Source organism: Streptomyces sp. NPDC003456, assembly GCF_042878735.1.
Classification (GTDB): Bacteria; Actinomycetota; Actinomycetes; order Streptomycetales; family Streptomycetaceae; genus Streptomyces.
The window spans coordinates 1112718-1132686 of the sequence record NZ_JBIAOK010000001.1 but is presented as its reverse complement, the minus strand read 5'-3'; the positions used below and the strand labels follow the sequence as shown (position 1 = coordinate 1132686).

Below are 19969 nucleotides of genomic sequence, written 5' to 3'. Positions count from 1 at the left end.
CGCCACCCTGGGCGGGCTTCGCGCACCGTGTCAACCCTTTGACAAGCGCACGGCTCGCATGGAACGGTCCATGACATGACGAGACCGCCGACGATCCGGGACGTGGCCGAGCGGGCCGGTGTCTCGAAGTCGCTGGTCTCCCTGGTCCTGCGCGGCTCCGACCAGGTCCGCCCCGAGAAGCGGGAAGCGGTGCTGCGGGCCTCGCGCGAACTGGGCTACCGGCCCAACGCCGCCGCCCGCAGCCTGAGCGAGCAGCGCACCCGCACCGTCGGCGTCCTGCTGAACGACCTGCGCAACCCCTGGTTCGCCGACCTCCTGGACGGTCTGAACTCCCTGCTGCACGCGAACGGCCTGCGGATGCTGCTCGCCGACGCCCGGCTCAACCGCCGCACCGGCCAGGACCCGGCCGACCCGCTGCTGGACCTGCGGGTCGACGGGCTGGTCGTGGTCGGGACGCTGCCCGACCCGGCGGCCCTCGAAGCGGCGGCCGCACGCATCCCGGTCGTCCTGGCCGGCTCCCGCGAACCGGCGCCGCCGGGCGCCGACGTCGTGGCGGGCGACGACGAGCAGGGTGCCCGGCTGGCCACCGAGCACCTGATCGGCCTCGGGCACCGCCGCATCGCGCACATCGCCGGGTACGGAGCGGTGGGCGCTCTGCGGCGCCGGAGCTTCGAGGCGACGATGCGCCGCCACGGCCTCGCGGACGAGGCGGTCGTGGAGCCGAGCGACATGACCGAGGAGGGCGGCTACCGCGCCACCGTCCGGCTGCTGAGCCGCCCCGGGCGGCCGACGGCCGTCCTGGCCGTCAACGACATCGCCGCCGTCGGCGTGCTCTCGGCGGCCGAGGAACTCGGCCTGCGGGTCCCGCGCGACCTGTCGGTCGTGGGCTACGACAACACCAGCATCGCCAGGCTGCGCCACGTGTGGCTGACGACGGTCGACCACGCCGGCCACGAGGTCGGCCGCCGCGCGGCCCGCTGCCTGCTGGACCGCTTCGACGACCGCGACGCCCCGGGCCGCGAGGAACTGGCCGCCCCCGCACTGGAGATCAGGGGCACGGCGGCCGCCCCGCCCGCGCGCCGACGGTCGTCCGCACCGCTCACAGAGTGATCGCGTAGGCCTTGCGCAGGGTCTCGTGCACCGTCCACGTCGTGCGGTCGCCGGCACGCAGCACGGCCATGTCCCCGGGGCCGACCGTGAAGACCGGTCCGCCCTCCACCTCGATCGTCGCCGATCCGCTGACCACGACGAACAGTTCGTCGGCCTCGGTGTCGGTGACCACGCCGGGCGTGATCTGCCAGATGCCCCGCACCTGCCGGCCGTCCTCCGACTCCCAGACCACCTTCCCGGTCACCTCGGGGTTCCCGGCCAGGATCTGCCCGGGTGCGAGGGGCTCGGGTACGAGCTCGGCGTCGGGGATGTGCAGTGCGAAGCTGTGCGTCATGCGGCGACCCTAGCCCCGGCGGACCCGGGAGCGGCCTGGACAGAGTGTGCGGTGTCCGCGGCGTGCGGCGGACACTCCGTCCCGTCCGGCCCCGGGACGCCGCCGCGCGATGTCCGTCTCAACCCCTATGCGCTGGTCGGGAGTTCTCGGCGATTGGCGTATTGTTTGCGGCATATGCCCCAGCGAGGTGATCCGGGTGCGCGAGCACGGCCGGGCAGGGCGTGCGGGCGCGGGTGAACGGGGGAGCAGGACATGGACGGCAGACGGCACCGCTCCGTCCGGCGCGCCGGGCCGGCGGGAGGGGCCGTCACGGCACTCCTGGCCGTCGCGGCCTGCGCCGGGCACGCGACCAACACGGGACTGCCCTGGTGGGCCGTCCTCGCCGTCGCGCTCTCCGCGGCCGGCCCGGCGGGCTGGACCGGGTCCCGCGCCGGCCGCAGGTCCGGACCTCGCGACGAGCCCTTCGGCGGCGCCCCCGTGCGGCCCTCGGATCCCGCGCGTCCGCTCCGGCCCCGTCCGCGGCACGACGACACCGAGGCGCCGCTCCGTATGCGGTAGGGTTGACCTGCGCGATCACCCGCTCATCCGGGTGGTGCGCAGCGGGACGTGGCGCAGCTTGGTAGCGCACTTGACTGGGGGTCAAGGGGTCGCAGGTTCAAATCCTGTCGTCCCGACGCAAGAGGCAGCAGGTCGGAGGCCGGGCCGGAGCGATCCGGCCCGGCCTCCGCCGCGTTCCCGGTCCCTCGGACAGGCGGGTCTGGTGCGCCTCATCCGCCGAAGACGCGTTCCACCGCCTCCGCCAGGGCCGAACCCGCACCGGGTGCGGCGGGCGGGGACTGCCGGGCGGCGAGGTAGCCGTCCGGGCGGACCAGGAAGGCGGTGGCGTCCCCGCCGAACAGCCGGGCGAACTCCCCCTCGTCGTCCCGGAAGACCGGCACGGCCCGGCCGTCCGCGTCCAGCTGCCCGCGATCCGCTTCCGGGGTGTCCACCTCCCGCGCCGCCACGACGAACGCCGGCACCCTGCCGTCCGTCAGCCGGCGGATCCCGGCGGCTGCGGCGCCGCACCCGGGGAGCGCCTCGGCGCCGTCGGCGTACAGGACCAGCACATGGCCGCGCTCGCGCAGCAGGTCGTACAGGCGCAGGGGTGTGGTGGCCAGGCGCGCGGTCAGGCCGCGGCAGTCGGGAACCCGCTGCCCGGGCAGCGGCCCCGCGGCCCCGGCGCCGCCCGGGGCGGCGCCGTCCGGCACGATCAGGGGACTGTCCGGATAGGCGACGAGCAACTGCGCCTCGCGCAGCATGACCGTCGCGAAGTCGCCGGGAGCGGCCCGGACACCGTCCTGCGCCGCGTGGCGGACCGTGCGCCCCACCACCTCCGCGCCCACCGGGCGGCGCTCGGCGTCGTAACCGGCCAGCAGCCGGGTGCGGGGGCCGCCGTCCAGCGCGAGCGCCAGCTTCCAGGCCAGGTCGCAGGCGTCCTGGATGCCGGTGTTCATGCCCTGCGCCCCGGTCGGGGGATGGATGTGCGCGGCGTCCCCCGCGACGAGGACCCGGCCGTCGCCGTACCGGTCGACCAGGCGGTGGCTGATGCGGAAGACCGACGACCAGCGCAGCGCCGACGCCGTCGTGGGCTCGGGCGACATGCGGTCGAGCACCGCCTGCACGTGCTCCAGCCCGGGCGCGCGTCCGCTCTCCAGCCCGTGCGCCACCGCGTCCGGCGCCCCGCCCCCGTCGGCGGCGGACAGCTCGGGCGGCACCTGCATCGAGATCCGGTACCGGCGGTCCCCGGGCAGCGGGATGCACACCAGCCGGTCGTCGACCCGTCCCTCGGCGTCGTGGTGCGAGGCGCGCACGCCGTAGCCCTGCGGAAGGCTCCAGTCGACCTCCACGTCGGCGAGCATGTACTCCTCGGGGAACCTGCCGCCCTCGAAGGCGAGGCCCAGCTTCTTGCGGACCGTGCTGTGCGCGCCGTCGCAGCCGACCAGGAAGCGCGACCGCACCTCCCGCTCCTCGCCCGACGCCGTGACCACGCGGCTGACGACCCCGTCCGCGTCCTGCGTGAAGTCCAGCAGCTCCGTCTCCCGCTCGATCGCCGTGCCGAAGCGGGCCAGGTGCTCCTCCAGGATCCGTTCCGTCTCGTACTGCGGCAGCGCCGCGAAGGCGTAGGGGACCTCCGGCGGCAGCCGCAGCTCCAGGCGCGCCTGCTCCACGCCGTCGGAGTACACCAGCTGCCCCCGCAGCGGCACCGCGGCCTCCAGGACGGCGCGGACCACGCCCATCCGGTCCCACACCTCCAGGGTCCGCGGCTGCACACCCACCGCCTTGGCGTACGGCAGCCGGGCCGGCAGCCGGTCGACCAGGCGGCAGCCGGCCCCGTGCCGCCGCAGCTCGGCGGCGGCGGTCAGCCCGACCGGTCCGGCGCCGGCGATCAGTACGTCTGTGTCCACCACGGAGGTCTCCCGCCGGAAGCCCCCCTGCAGCTCCGTCTCCATCGTCCACCGCCCGGCGGCGGCCTGCGAGCCGGCGCCGAGGGCCCCGGACGCGGCGCGGCCGGGGACGTCACCCGCCCCCACGGGTGGCGTCCCCGGCCGTTCCCCCGGTGCCGGCCTGTGACTGGGGTCTCCGTGCGGCGGTGGTGCGCCCTCACCGGCGCATCACCGCCGTCCCGCCGGAACCCCGGCCGGAGTGCGGGCGACGCGGACGCCGCGGCCGGGTGGCGGGATCCCCCGTCGTCCCCCACCCTCGCGGACCACCACGCCGGCGTCGCCGACACCGACGGTGCCCCATCCTGCCCCGCCGCCCCCCACGGCCGCCTGAGTCGGGGTCTGCTCAACTCGCCCTGTATCAAAGCTGAGCAGTCGCGCTCATACGGGTGTGACGACCTACGAGAAGGACGCGACGACGCCGGTGCCGCCCTGGCCGTTCACCGGGCGGGAGGCCGAACTGGAGCTGGTGGGGCGGTCCTCGACCGGAGCCCGCCGCGGGATCGTGGTGACCGGCCCGGCCGGCTGCGGCAAGTCCCGCCTGCTCGCCGAGGCGGTCCGCGGCGGCGACTGCGTACGGGCCGCCGGTACGCCCGAGGGCCGCGCGATCCCCTTCGCCGCCTTCGCCCACGTGCTGCCCGACGCCGTCACCCTGCCCCGCGCGGTCGGCCTGCTGTCCGGGGCGGGCACGCTGGTCGTGGACGACGCGCACCTGCTCGACGACGCCTCCGCCGCCCTGGTCCACCAGCTCGCCGTGCAGGGCCGCACCCGCCTGCTGGTGGCCGCCCCGGACGACTCCCCGGCGCCCGGGGCGGTCTCCCGGCTGTGGACCGGGGAACTCCTGCCGCACCTCGCCCTGGAGCCGCTGCCCGCGCAGGAGACCGCGCGCCTCCTCGCGGCGGGCGCGGGCCCTGTCGAACCGCTCACCGCCGGCCGGCTGCTGCGGCTGAGCCGGGGAGACCTGCGACTGCTGCGCGATCTGCTCCACGCCGTGCGGGATGTGCTCGTGCCCGGCCCGGGCACCGGCGAGCGCGCGTGGCGGGGGCCTCTCCCGCTGACCGCGCCCCTGCGCGCGTACGCCGCCCCCGTCCTCGGCCGCGACTGCCCGCGCGAGCGCGAGACCCTCGACGGCCTCGCCTTCGCCGAGCCCCTGGAGCCCGCCCCGGACGGCCTGGACCTCGCCGCCCTCGAAACACTGGAGTCCGCCGGGGTGATCGGCGTCGGGGCGCGGGGCGGCGTCCGCTTCACCCACCCGCTGTACGGGCCCGCCCTCCGGGCCGCGGCGGGCCGGCTGAGGGCGCGCAGGCTGTCGCCCGCCCCGGAGGCGTACACCGCGGCCCTCGACGCCGAGGCCTCCACCCTGGCCCGCCGGATCGACCGGGACGACGTCACGGAGCTGCCCGCACCCGTGGGGGAGTTCCTGGTCGCCGAGGGCCGCTCCCTGCCGGGGCCGTACGCGGCCGTGCGGGCCCGGTTCGCCCGGCTGCGGGGAGAGCCGGGGACCGCGGCCGCCTGGGCGCGGGCGGGCCTGCGGACCGACCCGCAGGACACGGCCTGCCGCGACGAACTGGCCCGCGCCGAGGGCGCCGTGTCCCTCGACGGCACGTCCCCGGATCCCTACGACGCCGTCCGGCTCGGCGCGCCCGGGGAGGCGGCCGGGCGGCTGAGGGGCGTGTTCGCCCGGCACGCCCACGCGCTCGCCCGAGCGGACGGCCCGGGCCTGGACGCGGTGGCCGTGGAGCTGGAGGAGCGCGGTTTCACGCTGTTCGCCGCCGAGGCGTACGCCCAGGCGGTGGGGGTGCACCGCGACCCGCGCGCCGCCCGGCACGCCCGGACGCGGGCCGTCGCCCTGGCCCGGCGCTGCGAGGACGCCCGTACGCCCGCACTGTCGGGACTGGCCCTCGGCGAACTCACCGCCCGGCAGCGGCAGATCGTCGATCTGGCCGCAGCCGGCCTGAGCAACCGGCAGATCGCCGAACGCCTCACCCTGTCGGTCCGCACCGTCGGCAACCACCTGTACGGCGCCTACACCCGCCTCGGCGCCGGCGACCGCACGGCCCTGCCGCGCCTGACGCGAAGCCCGCAGCCGCAACCGGCCTGAGCGGCGACGGCCCGGGCGACCGGACCCGGCCGATCGCACCCCCGGCCCCCGGGCCGCACACCGACCGGCGGCCTGACCCGCGCAGGGGACGGGTCAGGCCGCCCCGAACGCCGAGAACGCCCAGCCCGTGGCCTGGTGCAGGGCGTCGCCCGGCAGGGCGGCCCGGGCGTCGCGCAGCGCCTCCGCCAGGGACAGCCCGGAGTCCAGGCCCTTGTGCAGGGCGAGCATCAGCGGCACGACGGCGGCGTCGTTCACCGGGGCGCTGCACGCCACGACCCCGGCCGTGCCCAGCGGCAGCAACGCCGTGACCAGGCCCAGCAGTTCGTCCGCCCCGACCGACGCGAGACGAGCGGTGTCGCAGCAGGACAGGATGATCCGGTACGGGCTGCGGTCCAGCCGCTCGAAGTCGTGCACCACGATCGGCCCGTCGGCCATGCGCAGGGCGGAGAACAGCGGGCTGTCCGCGCGGAACGTGCCGTGTGCGGCGATGTGGGCCAGCCCCGCCCCGTCCAGTTCCCGCAGCACGCGCGGCACCCGCGCCGCGCCGCCCTCCAGCACCGTCGCCCCGGCGTACCGCCCGGCCAGCTCCGTCACCTCCGCGCCGCCGCCGGCCAGCCCCGGGCCGCGCACCAGCACGGTCCGGCCGTCCGGCGGCGGCGCGGTGTCCCGGGCCCGCAGCCAACTGGCCGCCGACGGCGAGACGCTGAGCACCCGCTCCCGCAGTGACGGCAGCAGCGCCCACGGCACCCGGTGCAGCCGCCCCGGCGGCACGATCACCACCGGCCCGCGGCCCAGCTGCGCGGCCGCCGGGCCCAGCAGCAGGTCCTCCAGCTGCCGGCCCGCCGCCTCCACCACCGGCAGCCGGGCGTCCGCCCCCGGGTGCGCCAGCCGCCGCAGCCCCGCCTGCACGTGCTCGGCCTCCGTCTCCGCCTCGGCCAGCGGCCCCGCCTCGAACCTGCGCACCCGGCCCCGCCCGCACAGCAGCACCTGCACCCGTCCGTCGAGCACGGCCAGTTCGACCAGCAGCACCTCCTCGCCCAGCCGCTCCAGCAGCCGCCCCACGTCGAACCGGTTCCCGTCGCCCGGCGCGTCACCCCGTATGTGCAGGGTGCGGGAGCGGATCTCCCGCTCCAGACGGCGCTGTTCACGCTCCAGCGCCACCACCGGCCGGCCCTCCATCCGAGCGGCCTCCGCGCGCGCGGCGATCTCGCGGAACGCCGTCATGCCGCTCAGCAGCACGGGATCGGCGGGCGGCCGGGTCGGCGGGGCCGACAGCACGGTCGCCCGCCAGCGTTCGCTCCACACCAGCAGCCGCCGCGGTCCGCCGGAGACCACACTGGCCCGCTGGGCCAGCGCGGCGAGCTCCGCGCCCTGCGCGGTGGCCCGGGCCCGCAACTCCGAGGCGCCCAGGGTCGTCCGGTGGTCGTCGAGGACGTCCAGACCCCGCCGGCACGCCTCCAGCACCCCCCGCGCCGACCCGGCGGCCCGCGCCCGCAGCGCCTGTGCCGCCCAGCCCGTCAGCCGCGCCAGCGGCGGCCCGCTGCGGCGGCTGCGCGCCGCGAGGGCCAGGTGCCGCTCGGCGTCGGCCGTCCGCCCCAGGTCCAGCGCGATCCGGCCCGCGAGCAGCGCGGCCTCCGGCGCCGCCGGAGCACCGAAGGACGCCAGCGTCCGCGCCACCGCCGCCGCGTCCGCGACGAGCCGGCCCGACCCGCGCCCGGCCGCGTGCCGCGCCTCGGCGAGCACCAGCCGGGCGTGCGTCTCCCACCAGGTGCGCCGCTGCCGCGCGAACAGCCGGACGGCGACGGCCGCGCGGTCGATCGCCGTCTGCGGGTCCCCGGCCAGGCGGGCGGCCCGTGCGGCGACCAGGAGCAGCTCCGCCTTGCGCGTGGACTGCCCGCCGATGCCGTCGAGCCGGCCGACCGCCGCGTCCGCCTCGGCCAGTGCCTCGGGCGCCAGCCCGGCCGCCATCAGCACCTCGCAGCGCCGGATGGTCAGCATGAACGTCGGTGTGCCGAGCCGGGCGTAGCGCTCCTCCGCCTCGTCCAGCAGCCGCAGCGCCGCCGGCACGTCCCCGGACCGGAACGCGGCCAGCCCCCGGCTCTCGACCGCGTCCGCCTTGTCGTGCTCCTGGCCGGTGGTCTCCCACAGCGCCTCCGCCGCGGTGAAGTCCGCCTCCGCCCTCTCCACCGCGCCGAGCGCCAGGTGCACCGTCGCCCGCAGGGTCAGCGCCCGCGCCGTCCAGATCACGTCCCGCGCCTGCCGCAGCACGGGCACGGCCCGGCGCACGTCCTCCAGGGCCTCGCGATGGTGCCCGAGCACCCACCACACGTACGCCCGCCGGAACAGCACCCGTGCCCGGGTGTGCCCGGTGCCCCGCGCCACCCCCCGCTCGAACGCGGCCAGCCCGTCCCGGGTGCGCCCCGCGTGCACCAGGGCCACGCCCAGGGTGGCCAGCACGTCCGCCTCCCGGTCGGCCGAACCGGCGCGCGCGGCGCACGCCCGGGCCCGGCGCAGGTGGCCGAGCGCGAGCCGCAGATCGCCGAAGTCCCGCTGCCAGATGCCGATCACCTGGTGGGCGACGGACGCCTCCAGCGGGCCCGGGCCGGTGTCCAGCAGCGCCCGCGCCCTCGCCAGGGCCTCGCCCGGGTCGGCGAACACCAGGGGCAGCAGCTCCGCAACCGACTCGCTTCCCGCCGTCACTCCTCGGATGGTAGTGGCCGCACCACCGCGCCCCACAGGCCGGCGGTGTATCAAGCAGGCGCACGGCGGCTCCAGTCGAAGAGAATCGACGACCGCTCCGCGGCACCGACCGACGCCGTGGCCCCTGGGAGGACCCGCATGCCACCTCAGCGCTTCCACGAGCAGTTCGACCAGATCCAGCGCTCGATGCCGGACGTCCCGCTGGCGATGGGCCCCGACGACGCGGCGGAGTTCATGTACGAGAAGGGCGTCGTCCTCGTCCGCGACGGCGAGGAGGCCCAGGTCGTCGAGGACGCCGTACGGGCCCACTTCACGGCCGCGCCCGACCTCGACCAGGAGCAGGTGCGCCGGGCCGGTCCGCTCACCAACCGCAGCGGCATCACCCGCATCCGGGTCGCTGACCCGGGCGAGGGCGGCCGGGACGGCGACCGCGCCGTCGTGCACGCCCTGCGCTCGGTACGGGAGCACGAGTCCCGCGCGGGACGCCGGATGGCCGCCCGCAACCACGTGGTGCACATCGCGGTCAACGCCTGCCCGGGCGACGAACCGGTCCCCGCCCCGCTCAGCGAGCCGCCCAACCCGGCCGCCGCCGGCACGCCCCACGACCCGGCCACCTCCGTCGGCGTCCTCGTCGTCGACACCGGCCTGATGCACGACTACCGCTCCTGCGGCCTGCTCGCCCACACCGAGGGCGACGCCCAGGTCCGCGAGCGCGACGACCGGGGGATCCTCCAGCAGTACGTCGGGCACGGCACGTTCATCGCCGGGCTGGTCGCCGCCGTCGCGCCCAACACCGACATCACCGTGCGCGGCAGCCTCGACGACGCGGGCGCCGTGCTGGAGTCGGAGTTCGGCGAGAAGCTCTTCGAGGCCGTCGACGCGAGCGGCTGGCCCGACATCCTCAGCCTGTCCGCGGGCACCTCCAACGGCCGCACCGACGGCCTGCTCGGCGTCGAGACCTTCATGCGGGAACTGCGCGCCCAACGCACCCTGCTGGTCGCCGCCGCCGGCAACAACGGCAGCGACAACCCCTTCTGGCCCGCGGCCTACGCCGCACTGCCCGGCTGGGAGGACTCCGTGCTCTCGGTCGGCGCCCTGCGCAGCGACGGCGAGTCCGGCGCCTGCTTCACCAACCACGGCCCCTGGGTCAAGGTCTACGCCCCGGGCGAGCGCCTGACCGCCCCCCTCACCGGCTTCGACTCGCCCGTCCCGTACGTCTACCAGCACTCCACCTACGACGCCTGTCGCTACGGGTCCGGATACGGCTGCACCTGCCAGAGCCCCGCCCACAGCGGGGTGCTGAGCGACGAGGGCAACGCGGCCAAGCCCGACCAGGTGATGTTCGAGGGGTACGCGCAGTGGAGCGGCACCTCCTTCGCCACGCCCGTCACCGCCGGCCTGGTCGCCGCCCGCATGACCGCGCACAAGGAGCGCGACCCGCGCGCCGCCCGGCGGCAGCTGCTCGCCTCCGAGGCGGGATCGGCGCAGGTGCGCGGAGTCGGCGTACCGGCGCTGCGCCCGCCGACCTGGCGGCCCGTGCCGGTCGTGCGTCAGGCCCCGGGGCTGTGAGGACCGGAACGCCCCCCTCCACGGCGTACGATGACCTGCCGTACTCGAGGGGTGGGGCTGCCGTGGACCGTACTGATGCCGGCGCGCTCGTCCAGGCCGCGGCCGACGGCGACGCGGCCGCCTGGAAGGCGCTCGTGGAGGGGCTCAGCCCGCTGGTCTGGTCCGTCGTGCGGGCCCACCGGCTCTCCGACGCCGACGCCCACGAGGTCTACCAGACGACCTGGTTCCGCTTCGCCCAGCACCTGGGGCGGATCCGCGAGCCCGGCAAGGCGGGCGCGTGGCTGGCCAGCACCGCGCGCCACGAGTGCCTCAAGGTGATCAGGAGCGCGCAGCGGCTGACCCTGACCGACGATCCGGGCCTGCTGGACCGGCCCAGCGAGGACGGCGCGCCGGAGCAGTCGCTGCTGGACGCCGAGGAGGCCGCCGCGCAGAGCGAACGCGTACGCAGGCTGTGGCAGGAGTTCGAGCAACTGGGCGAGCGGTGCAGGCAGTTGCTGCGCGTGCTGATGGCCACGCCGCCGCCGAGCTACCAGGACGTGTCCGCCGCGCTCGGCATCGCGGTGGGCAGCATCGGACCGCTGCGCCAGCGCTGCCTGCGCCGCCTGCGGGCCCGGCTCGAGGCACGGGGGGCGGCATGAGCGGCAGGCACGACGACGGCGTCCCGGGTGACGGCATGCGCGAGGACGGCATCCTGGGTGAGGGCATGCGGGGCGGCGGCTTCACGGGCGAGGGCTCGCCGGGCGGCGGCGCGTGGGGCGGCGGGGAGCGGGGCGGTGACGACCTCTTCGGGGAGGAGGACTTCGACGACCGGGAGTTCGACGACGCGCTGCTGGAGGAGGAGCTGCGGCAGGCCGCCGCGGTCCTCGACCCCGTGCCGCCGGAGCTCCAGCAGGTCGCCCTGGACGCCTACGCGCTGCACGACCTCGGCGCGCGGGTCGCGGAGCTGACCTTCGACTCGCTGGTCGACGCCCTGCCGGTGCGGGGCGCCGGTGAGGCGCCCCGGATGCTGACCTTCCAGGCGGGCGAGGTGACCGTCGACGTCGAGGTCGGGGCCCACGGCCTGCTGGGGCAGGTGCTGCCGCCGCGGCCGGCCCGTATCGAGGTCCTGGGCGGCCCCCGGCCGGGCACCCCGCTCACGGTCGACGACCTCGGGCGCTTCTCCGGCGACCTGCCGCTGTCCGGCCCGTTCGCCCTGCGGCTGCGGACCGGCGGGCACGTGGTGGTGACGGAGTGGCTGCGGGCCTGACGCCCGCCGGACCGGCGGGCGCCCCGAGGTGCGCCCGCCGGTTGCGTCACGGGGTGCCTCAGCCGGTGGCGGTCCCGCCGGACACCGCGTCGGTCAGCCGGGCCAGCGCCCCCGCGAGCCGCTCCAGCCCCGGCCCGGCGGGACCACCCGGCTCGCTCATGTAGGTGTCGCGGCGGATCTCCACCATGAGGGCGCTGACCTCGGGCCGGATCCCGTAGAACTCCAAGGGCACGTACGTCCCGCTGAACGGGGTGTCGAGCTCCGTCTCCCCGAACGCCCGCCGGGCGGCCTCCAGCAGCGCCGCCGGGGTGTGGAAGGGGTCGGTGCCCAGGCACACCGGCGGGCGGGGGCCCTCCCCGTGCAGTTCGTAGGGCAGCCGCCGGCTCGGGTACGAGTGGACGTCGATGATCACGGCCCGGCCGGTGGCCGCCAGCCGGTCCGCCACGGCCCGGGTCATCGCGCGCGCGTAGGGCAGGAAGCAGTGCTCGACCAGCGGGCCGGTGTCGGCGCCCGCGGGCCTGAGGGCCTCGCCGTGCGTGGTCCTCGTGTAGACCGCGCCCATGCCGACGGCCAGCATCTCCTCGCGCTCGTCCGGGAACCGCTCCGGGTCGACGACCAGCCGCGACAGGCGGTTGACGAACCGCCACGGCGTGACACCGGCCAGCCCGGCCGCCGTCTCGGCGATCCGGTCCGTGTGCGCGTCCGTGATGTGGTCCAGCTCGCGCGCCAGTTCCTCGTCGCCCAGCACGATCCCGGCCCGCACGGCGGCCGGGATCTCGCGGGAGGCGTGCGGCACATGGAGGATCACGGGCGAGTCGGCGGCCCCCGGCAGCAGGGCGAAGGGCGGTGGCGCGTCGGTCACGGGGCGGCTCCCGGGGCGTTGTCAGTGGTGTCCGGCACGATCAAGGTGCCACATCACCCGAGGACCGAGGCCGAGGACGTCATGCCGATCAGCAACCAGCAGGTGAGCACCCATCCGTTCCTGAAGGGCCTGTACGGTTCGGACTACTACCCCGACCACGTCGTGGACCGGGGCCGTGCCGTCCTGCTCGCCCTGTGCGAGCGCATCGAGCGGGAGCGGCCCACCGGCCTGGCCGCGCTGTACGCGCTGACCCATGCGGCCACGGAGGAGTTCAACGACCTCCAGGCCGCGTTCGAGGAGGCCGGCAGCGAGATCGAGACGGTGGCCCGGGAGGAGATAGCGGGCGACTTCGACTTCGTCGCGCGTGCCTACGGCTTCCCGGACGCGGACGTGGAGGAGCTGATCGCCCCGCGCGACTGGTGAGCGCGGACGGGACGGCGAGGTGGGGGCGCCGGAGAGGGAGCGCACATGGCTCCGCCCCGGCCGGGCGGTGCGCGGCCGGGGCGGAGCCGGGGGACCGGTCGGTCCCGGGCGTCAGCTCAGGGACGCCAGGGCCTCGTTCCACGTGGCGGACGGGCGCATGGCCTCAGCGGCCTTGGCCGGGTCGGGCTGGTAGTAGCCGCCGATGTCGACGGGCTTGCCCTGGGCGGAGATCAGCTCCTCGACGATCGTCTGCTCGTTCGCGGCGAGCGTCTCGGCCAGCGGCGCGAACGCCTTCGCCAGGTCGGCGTCCTCGGTCTGCCGCGCCAGCTCCTGCGCCCAGTACAGGGACAGGTAGAAGTGGCTGCCGCGGTTGTCGATGCCGCCGACGCGGCGGGTCGGGGACTTGTCCTCGTTGAGGAAGGTCGCCGTGGCGCGGTCCAGGGTGTCGGCCAGCACCTGGGCGCGGGCGTTGCCCGTCACCTTGGCGTACTGCTCGAAGGAGGGCACCAGGGCGAAGAACTCACCGAGGGAGTCCCAGCGCAGGTAGTTCTCCTTGACCAGCTGCTGCACGTGCTTCGGGGCGGAGCCGCCCGCGCCGGTCTCGAACAGGCCACCGCCCGCCATCAGCGGGACGACCGACAGCATCTTGGCGCTGGTGCCCAGCTCCAGGATCGGGAACAGGTCGGTCAGGTAGTCGCGCAGCACGTTGCCCGTGACGGAGATGGTGTTCTCGCCGCGGCGGATGCGCTCCACCGACAGCTTCGTCGCCTCGACCGGGGACAGGATGCGGATGTCCAGGCCCTCGGTGTCGTGCTCCGCCAGGTAGGTCTTCACCTTGGCGATCAGGTTGGCGTCGTGGGCGCGGGTCTCGTCCAGCCAGAACACGGCCGGGTCGCCGGTGGCGCGGGCGCGGGTGACGGCCAGCTTCACCCAGTCCTTGATCGGCGCGTCCTTGGTCTGGCAGGCGCGGAAGATGTCGCCGGCCGAGACGGTCTGCTCGATCAGCGCGGTGCCGTTCCGGTCGACCAGGCGGACCGTGCCCGTGGTGGCGATCTCGAAGGTCTTGTCGTGGCTGCCGTACTCCTCGGCCTTCTGCGCCATGAGGCCGACGTTCGGCACCGTGCCCATGGTCGAGGGGTCGAAGGCGCCGTTGGCGCGGCAGTCGTCGATCACGGCCTGGTAGACGCCCGCGTAGGACGAGTCCGGGATGACCGCGAGGGCGTCGTGCTCCTGGCCGTCCGGGCCCCACATGTGGCCGGAGGTGCGGATCATCGCCGGCATGGAGGCGTCGATGATGACGTCCGACGGGACGTGCAGGTTGGTGATGCCCTTGTCGGAGTCGACCATCGCCAGCTCCGGGCCCTCGGCGAGCTCGGCGTCGAAGGAGGCCTTGATCTCGGCGCCCTCCGGCAGGGCCTCCAGGCCCTTGTAGATGCCGCCCAGGCCGTCGTTCGGGCTCAGGCCGGCCGCGGCCAGCGTCTCGCCGTACTGCGCGAAGGTCTTCGGGAAGAAGGCGCGCACCACGTGGCCGAAGACGATGGGGTCGGAGACCTTCATCATCGTGGCCTTCAGGTGGACCGAGTACAGGATGCCCTCGGACTTGGCGCGGGCGACCTGCGCGGTCAGGAACTCGCGCAGGGCGGCGACGCGCATGACGGAGGCGTCGACGACCTCGCCGGCGAGGACCGGGACGGACTCGCGCAGCACCGTGGTGGTGCCGTCGTCGCCGACGAGCTCGATGCGCAGCGTGCCGTCCTCGGCGATCACCACGGACTTCTCGGTGGAGCGGAAGTCGTTCTGCCCCATGGTCGCCACGTTCGTCCGGGACTCGGAGGTCCAGGCGCCCATGCGGTGCGGGTGGGACTTGGCGTAGTTCTTGACCGAGGCGGGGGCGCGGCGGTCGGAGTTGCCCTCACGCAGGACCGGGTTCACGGCGGAACCCTTGACCTTGTCGTAGCGGGCGCGGATCTCGCGCTCCTCGTCGCTCTTGGGGTCGTCCGGGTAGTCCGGCAGCGCGTAGCCCTGGCCCTGCAGCTCGGCGATCGCGGCCTTGAGCTGCGGGATGGACGCCGAGATGTTCGGCAGCTTGATGATGTTGGCGGCGGGCGTCTTGGCCAGCTCGCCCAGCTCCGCGAGGGCGTCCGGGATGCGCTGGTCCTCGGTCAGGTACTCCGGGAAGACGGCGATGATGCGCCCGGCCAGCGAGATGTCGCGGGTCTCCACCGGGACACCCGCCTGCGAGGCGTACGCCCGGACCACCGGCAGGAGGGAATACGTCGCCAGGGCGGGGGCCTCGTCAGTGTGCGTATAGATGATGGTCGAGTCAGTCACCGGGTGCTCCGCTCCACGTCTGCAACATTGCTCGACATCAAGATATCTCGTGATCGACCCGGTCTCGACAGGGGTCCGGGCCCGATTTCGCGCCACCCGCTCCGCCGCGCGCGAAGACCCAGGTCGGCGCGGGGCCGGGTGCGCGGACCTCCGGTCGGTGTTCGGGGCCCGGACGCGGGCCCCGGCCCGTCGGCCCGCGCGTCCGGGCGGCAGCGCCGGCGGCGGTGGGTGACCGGCCGGGCGCGGGCCGCCCGCACGGCCGGCGGGGTCCGGCCGCCACGAGGGCGGCCGTAGGGAGCGGGGGCACCCGGGCCTCCGGCCACGGCGGGAGTTCTGTTCCCACCGCGGCCCCCAGGCCCCCCGGGCCCCCGGCCCCCGCCGTCCGGCTCAGTCGAAGCCGGCGATCGGCAGTGCGCCCGGCTCGATGTCGCCCGTGCGCTGCTGCGGGATCACCACCGCGCCCTGCTGGAGCGCCACCGTCCGGGTCGGGGCGGGGATGCGGATGCCCTCCGCGCGGTAGCGCCTGTGCAGGCGCTTGATGAACTCGTGCTTGATCCGGTACTGGTCGCTGAACTCGCCCACGCCCAGTATCACCGTGAAGCCGATGCGGGAGTCGCCGAAGGTGTGGAACCGGATGATCGGCTCGTGGTCCGGGACGGCCCCCTCGACCTCGGCCATGGTCTCGGCGATGACCTCGTTGGTCACCCGCTCCACGTGCTCCAGGTCGCTGTCGTAGGCCACCCCGACCTGGACGAGGATCGTCAGCTGCTCCTCGGGGCGCATGAAGTTCGTCATGTTCGACTTGGCGAGCTGGCCGTTGGGGATCACGACGAGGTTGTTCGACAGGTTCCGGATGGTGGTCTGCCGCCAGTTGATGTCCTCGACGTAGCCCTCCTCGCCGCTGCTGAGCCGGATGTAGTCGCCCGGCTGGACCGTCTTGGAGGCGAGGATGTGGATGCCCGCGAAGAGGTTGGCCAGCGTGTCCTGCAGGGCCAGCGCCACCGCCAGACCGCCGACGCCCAGGGCGGTGAGCAGCGGCGCTATGGAGATGCCCAGGGTCTGCAGCACCACCAGGAACCCGATCGCCAGGACCAGGATCCGGGTGATGTTCACGAAGATCGTCGCGGACCCGGCGACCCCGGAGCGGGACTGGGTGACGGTGCGGACCAGCCCGGTCACCACCCGGGCCACCGACACCGTCGCGACGAAGATCAGCAGCACGGTGAGCACCTGGTTGGTGGTGTGCTGCACCGCCCGGGTCAGCGGGAGCACCGCCGCCGCGCCCGCCGCGCCGCCGACGACCGCGGCCCACGGCACCACGGCCCGCAGCGCGTGCACGATGACGTCGTCACCGCTCCAGCGGGTCCGGTCGGCGTGCCCGCCCAACCAGCGCAGCAGCAGGCGCAGCGCGAACGCCGCCAGCAGGCCCGCGGCCAGGGCGATGCCGGCGAAGAGCAGATCGTCCACGGTGAGGGCCCGGTTCACCGGTCACCCCCGCAGACGCGGAGCCCGGCGAACGCCGTCCGGAGCGGTCGGATGTGAGATGTCGTCACGTCGTCACCTGTTCGTTCTGCGTGATGTCCGATGGTGACCGCCCGCCCTGGCCCGGCGGTCGGCACGGTCATTCATCCTGCCGCATCCCGTACGGGGGTCCGAACCGCGGACCGGGGCGAGCGGAGGGCGACTTGGCGCACGGGACGCGCCCCCACGCGCGCCGGATCCGCCGGGTCAGATCACCTTCGTCCGCACCAGGGCCGCCAGCGTCAGCGCCCCGGGCACCAGCGGCAGCCAGACGGTGACGACCCGGAAGGCCAGCACCACGGCCGTGGCCACCGCGGGCGGGCCGCCCGCCGCCACCAGCGCCACGACCAGCGCGGCCTCCACCGAGCCGATGCCGCCCGGCGTCGGCACCAGCGCCACCGCCACCGTCGCCGCCAGGTAGGCCACCGCCATGTGGCCGGCCGGCAGTTCCAGGCCCAGCGCCTGCCCCACCAGCACCAGGACGGACGCCTGGAGCGCCGGGAACGCGAGCGAGCCGCCCCACAGGGCCAGGGCCCGCGCCGGACGGGTGTGCACCGTACGCGCCTCGCCGAGCGCGGTGCGCAGGAACGACACCAGCGCCGCGCGCAGCCGCCGCACCAGGACGAGCACCAGCACGGCGATCACCAGCACCGCCGCGGCTCCGGCCAGCAGCGGCCCGAACGCGGTCTGCGGCACCAGCGTCCCCAGCCGCAACGCGCCGGGGAACGCCAGGAGCAGGGCGCCCAGCAGGGCCACCCGGCCGATGCTCTCCGCCAGCAGGTACAGGGCGAGGGCGGCCGAGGAGCGGGCCAGCGGGAGCCCGCACACCGTCATGAAGCGCAGGTTGACCGCGCTCGCGCCCAGGCCGGTCGGCAGCATGTGGTTGGCGGCGCCGGCCGCGAACTGCGTGGCCAGCAGCCGCCGTCGGGGCAGCCGCTCGACGACCGCGCCCTGCCGGGTGAAGGAGGCGGCCACCCAGGTCAGGCAGGTCGTCCCGGCCGCGGCCAGCAGCCACGGCCACTCGGCGGTGCGCAGGTGCGCGAAGCCTTCGGCGAGCACCGAGCGGTGCCGCACCGCGACCACGGTGACCAGCAGGAGCGGCAGCAGGCACAGGATCTGCCGCAGACGGCGGGCCGGGACGCGACGGGGGATCCGTCCCGGCCGGACGTCGGGGAGTTGAAGCGCTGTCACATCGGACGAGGCTTCCCACGCCGTCCCAACGGCGGGTTGCGGAAGCGGGGCCTGCGGATGGCGCGCGGGGAGCGGCTGCGTGGGAAGCGTCATCGGGACCTTTGCGCGGTGGGTCGGGGAAGAGGGGGATCGGGCCGATTGTGCGGGATGTCGGGGCCGTTGCGCGAGCTCCTTGACCTCAAGGCCGCTCGAGGTTCTACGTTCGCACCCATGAGTATGGAGACCACGGCGTGGACGCAGCTGTACAGCGTCATGAACGCCCAGCAGGAGCGACGCCCGTTCGCCCTGGCGACGCTGCGCCGCATCGGCGCCTTCGCCCGTCCGCACCGGCGCCGCATCGCCCTGTTCGTGCTGCTCGGGGTGGCCACGGCACTGCTCGCGGTGGCCACGCCCGTGCTGGCCGGGCGCGTCGTCGACACCATCGTGTCGGGCGGCGACGAGGCGGCCGTCGTGCGCCTGGCCCTGCTCATCGCGCTGATCGCCGTGGCCGAGGCGGCGCTGGGCATCCTCGGGCGCAGGCTCTCCGCGACGCTCGGCGAGCACCTCATCCTCGACCTGCGCACGGCCGTCTTCGACCATGTGCAGCGCATGCCGGTGGCGTTCTTCACACGCACTCGTACGGGCGCCCTGGTCTCCCGTCTCAACAACGACGTCATCGGCGCCCAGCGCGCGTTCAGCAACACCCTGTCCGGAGTGGTCAGCAACCTGGTCACCCTGCTGCTGACCCTCGCCGTGATGCTGACCCTGTCCTGGCAGATCACGCTGCTCGCGCTGGTGCTGCTGCCGGTGTTCGTGCTGCCGGCGCGCCGCATGGGCAGCCGGATGGCCCGGATGCAGCGGGAGGCGGCGACCCTGAACGCGGCGATGGGCACCCGCATGACGGAGCGGTTCTCCGCGCCCGGCGCCACCCTCGTCAAGCTCTTCGGACGGCCCGGGGAGGAGTCGCGGGAGTTCGCCGAACGGGCGCGCCTGGTCGCGGACATCGGGGTGCGCACGGCCACCGCCCAGGCCGCGTTCATCACCGCCCTCACCCTGGTCTCCGCCCTGGCCCTGGCCCTGGTCTACGGCCTCGGCGGCTACCTGGCCCTGCGCGGCACCCTGGAGCCCGGCGCGGTCGTGTCGCTGGCGCTGCTGCTGACCCGGCTGTACGCGCCGCTGACGGCGCTCGCCGGGGCCCGGGTCGAGGTGATGAGCGCCCTGGTCAGCTTCGAGCGCGTCTTCGAGGTGCTCGACCTCGCGCCGCTCATCGAGGACAAGCCGGACGCCCGCCCCGTGCCCGACGGGCCCGTGGCCGTCGAGTTCGACGACGTGCGCTTCGGCTACCCGGCCGCCGACAAGGTCTCCCTGGCCTCCCTGGAGGAGGTCGCCTCCCTGGACGGCCGCGGCGGCGAGGAGGTGCTGCACGGCGTCTCCTTCACCGCCGAACCCGGCCGGACGGTGGCGCTCGTGGGATCCTCCGGGGCGGGCAAGTCGACCATCGCCCAGCTGCTGCCCCGGCTGTACGACGTGGACGGGGGCGCGGTGCGCGTCGGCGGTGTCGACGTGCGCGACCTCAGCGCGGCTTCCCTGCGCGAGACCGTCGGCATGGTCACCCAGGACGGGCACCTCTTCCACGACTCCGTGCGCGCCAATCTCCTGATGGCCCGGCCCGGGGCCGGCGAGGACGAGCTGTGGGACGCCCTGAGGCGGGCCCGCCTGGAGGAGCTCGTGCGGTCCCTGCCCGACGGGCTGGACACCGTCGTGGGCGAGCGCGGCTACCGCCTGTCCGGCGGGGAGCGGCAGCGCATGACCATCGCCCGGCTGCTGCTGGCCCGTCAGCGGGTCGTCGTGCTCGACGAGGCCACCGCCCACCTCGACAACACCTCCGAGGCCGCCGTGCAGGAGGCGCTCACCGAGGCCCTCGCCGGCCGCACCGCGGTCGTGATCGCCCACCGGCTGTCCACGGTCCGCTCCGCCGACCGGATCCTCGTGGTCGAGGCCGGCCGGATCGTGGAGGAAGGCACCCACGAGGAACTGCTCGCCGGAAACGGGCGGTACGCCGAGCTGTACCGCACCCAGTTCGACGGCGCGCACCCCGCCGCCGCGTGACGCCCCGGACCCC

General features: G+C 75.4%; 15 protein-coding genes and 1 tRNA gene. 9 read left to right on the top strand and 7 right to left on the bottom strand.

What is annotated here, in order from left to right:
• The first annotated feature begins 75 nt into the window (after positions 1 to 75).
• Positions 76 to 1110 carry a LacI family DNA-binding transcriptional regulator gene (locus tag ACFYWG_RS04635; RefSeq protein ID WP_376324698.1) on the top strand — a complete coding sequence of 345 codons (1035 nt, stop codon included), beginning with the start codon at positions 76 to 78 and terminating at the stop codon, positions 1108 to 1110.
• On the opposite strand, the gene ACFYWG_RS04630 is transcribed toward ACFYWG_RS04635, so the two are convergent.
• Positions 1100 to 1444, bottom strand: coding sequence for a cupin domain-containing protein (locus tag ACFYWG_RS04630; RefSeq protein WP_383506214.1), 345 nt, complete (start codon positions 1442 to 1444; stop codon positions 1100 to 1102). The genes ACFYWG_RS04635 and ACFYWG_RS04630 overlap by 11 nt on opposite strands.
• A gap of 252 nt (positions 1445 to 1696) precedes the next feature.
• Between ACFYWG_RS04630 and ACFYWG_RS04625 the strand changes: the two genes are divergently transcribed.
• Both ACFYWG_RS04625 and ACFYWG_RS04620 read left to right on the top strand, forming a co-directional pair.
• Positions 1697 to 2002: a hypothetical protein gene (locus tag ACFYWG_RS04625; protein WP_385416861.1), complete on the top strand. Its 306-nt coding sequence runs from the start codon at positions 1697 to 1699 to the stop codon at positions 2000 to 2002.
• Positions 2003 to 2044: 42 nt separating this feature from the next.
• Positions 2045 to 2118: transfer RNA gene (locus ACFYWG_RS04620), tRNA-Pro, on the top strand.
• A gap of 93 nt (positions 2119 to 2211) precedes the next feature.
• Here ACFYWG_RS04620 and ACFYWG_RS04615 read toward each other — a convergent pair.
• A complete protein-coding gene (locus ACFYWG_RS04615) occupies positions 2212 to 3933 on the bottom strand; it encodes an FAD-dependent monooxygenase (protein ID WP_389199465.1) in 1722 nt (573 codons plus the stop codon).
• 382 nt (positions 3934 to 4315) lie between these two features.
• On the opposite strand from ACFYWG_RS04615, the gene ACFYWG_RS04610 reads away from it, so the two are divergent.
• Complete coding sequence (locus tag ACFYWG_RS04610) at positions 4316 to 6025, top strand: LuxR C-terminal-related transcriptional regulator (protein WP_389199255.1); 1710 nt, start codon at positions 4316 to 4318, stop codon at positions 6023 to 6025.
• A gap of 93 nt (positions 6026 to 6118) precedes the next feature.
• On the opposite strand, the gene ACFYWG_RS04605 is transcribed toward ACFYWG_RS04610, so the two are convergent.
• Positions 6119 to 8725 carry a CHAT domain-containing protein gene (locus ACFYWG_RS04605; RefSeq protein ID WP_389199253.1) on the bottom strand — a complete coding sequence of 869 codons (2607 nt, stop codon included), beginning with the start codon at positions 8723 to 8725 and terminating at the stop codon, positions 6119 to 6121.
• Between the two features lie 138 nt (positions 8726 to 8863).
• On the opposite strand from ACFYWG_RS04605, the gene ACFYWG_RS04600 reads away from it, so the two are divergent.
• From ACFYWG_RS04600 to ACFYWG_RS04590, 3 genes are all read left to right on the top strand, one after another.
• A complete protein-coding gene (locus tag ACFYWG_RS04600) occupies positions 8864 to 10294 on the top strand; it encodes a S8/S53 family peptidase (protein ID WP_389199251.1) in 1431 nt (476 codons plus the stop codon).
• A gap of 62 nt (positions 10295 to 10356) precedes the next feature.
• Positions 10357 to 10932 (top strand): RNA polymerase sigma factor, encoded by a 576-nt coding sequence (locus ACFYWG_RS04595; RefSeq protein WP_376324714.1) that lies wholly within the window; start codon positions 10357 to 10359, stop codon positions 10930 to 10932.
• Between the two features lie 65 nt (positions 10933 to 10997).
• Positions 10998 to 11540 carry a hypothetical protein gene (locus ACFYWG_RS04590; RefSeq protein ID WP_389199463.1) on the top strand — a complete coding sequence of 181 codons (543 nt, stop codon included), beginning with the start codon at positions 10998 to 11000 and terminating at the stop codon, positions 11538 to 11540.
• A gap of 58 nt (positions 11541 to 11598) precedes the next feature.
• Here the strand turns inward: ACFYWG_RS04590 and ACFYWG_RS04585 are convergent, their stop codons facing one another.
• A complete protein-coding gene (locus tag ACFYWG_RS04585) occupies positions 11599 to 12402 on the bottom strand; it encodes an N-formylglutamate amidohydrolase (RefSeq protein ID WP_389199248.1) in 804 nt (267 codons plus the stop codon).
• 81 nt (positions 12403 to 12483) lie between these two features.
• On the opposite strand from ACFYWG_RS04585, the gene ACFYWG_RS04580 reads away from it, so the two are divergent.
• The gene (locus ACFYWG_RS04580) at positions 12484 to 12825 is read left to right on the top strand and encodes a DUF5713 family protein (RefSeq protein ID WP_383511385.1); all 342 of its coding nucleotides are present in this window, start codon (positions 12484 to 12486) and stop codon (positions 12823 to 12825) included.
• Between the two features lie 111 nt (positions 12826 to 12936).
• Here ACFYWG_RS04580 and ACFYWG_RS04575 read toward each other — a convergent pair whose 3' ends face one another.
• From ACFYWG_RS04575 to ACFYWG_RS04565, 3 genes are all read right to left on the bottom strand, one after another.
• A complete protein-coding gene (locus ACFYWG_RS04575; protein ID WP_383505176.1) occupies positions 12937 to 15156 on the bottom strand; it encodes an NADP-dependent isocitrate dehydrogenase in 2220 nt (739 codons plus the stop codon).
• 387 nt (positions 15157 to 15543) lie between these two features.
• Positions 15544 to 16641 (bottom strand): mechanosensitive ion channel family protein, encoded by a 1098-nt coding sequence (locus ACFYWG_RS04570; RefSeq protein WP_376324724.1) that lies wholly within the window; start codon positions 16639 to 16641, stop codon positions 15544 to 15546.
• A 243-nt stretch (positions 16642 to 16884) separates the two neighbouring features.
• Positions 16885 to 17868 carry a YbhN family protein gene (locus tag ACFYWG_RS04565; protein ID WP_389199245.1) on the bottom strand — a complete coding sequence of 328 codons (984 nt, stop codon included), beginning with the start codon at positions 17866 to 17868 and terminating at the stop codon, positions 16885 to 16887.
• 210 nt (positions 17869 to 18078) lie between these two features.
• Between ACFYWG_RS04565 and ACFYWG_RS04560 the strand changes: the two genes are divergently transcribed.
• Positions 18079 to 19956, top strand: a complete 1878-nt coding sequence (locus tag ACFYWG_RS04560) for an ABC transporter ATP-binding protein (protein ID WP_389199243.1) — start codon at positions 18079 to 18081, stop codon at positions 19954 to 19956.
• Positions 19957 to 19969: the final 13 nt, after the last annotated feature.

Coding starts and splice junctions, on each gene's coding strand:
- ACFYWG_RS04630 (WP_383506214.1), bottom strand. CDS start 1,444: ATGACGCACAGCTTCGCACTGCACATCCCCGACGCCGAGCTCGTACCC.
- ACFYWG_RS04560 (WP_389199243.1), top strand. CDS start 18,079: ATGAGTATGGAGACCACGGCGTGGACGCAGCTGTACAGCGTCATGAAC.
- ACFYWG_RS04615 (WP_389199465.1), bottom strand. CDS start 3,933: ATGGAGACGGAGCTGCAGGGGGGCTTCCGGCGGGAGACCTCCGTGGTG.
- ACFYWG_RS04580 (WP_383511385.1), top strand. CDS start 12,484: ATGCCGATCAGCAACCAGCAGGTGAGCACCCATCCGTTCCTGAAGGGC.
- ACFYWG_RS04590 (WP_389199463.1), top strand. CDS start 10,998: ATGCGGGGCGGCGGCTTCACGGGCGAGGGCTCGCCGGGCGGCGGCGCG.
- ACFYWG_RS04600 (WP_389199251.1), top strand. CDS start 8,864: ATGCCACCTCAGCGCTTCCACGAGCAGTTCGACCAGATCCAGCGCTCG.
- ACFYWG_RS04635 (WP_376324698.1), top strand. CDS start 76: ATGACGAGACCGCCGACGATCCGGGACGTGGCCGAGCGGGCCGGTGTC.
- ACFYWG_RS04625 (WP_385416861.1), top strand. CDS start 1,697: ATGGACGGCAGACGGCACCGCTCCGTCCGGCGCGCCGGGCCGGCGGGA.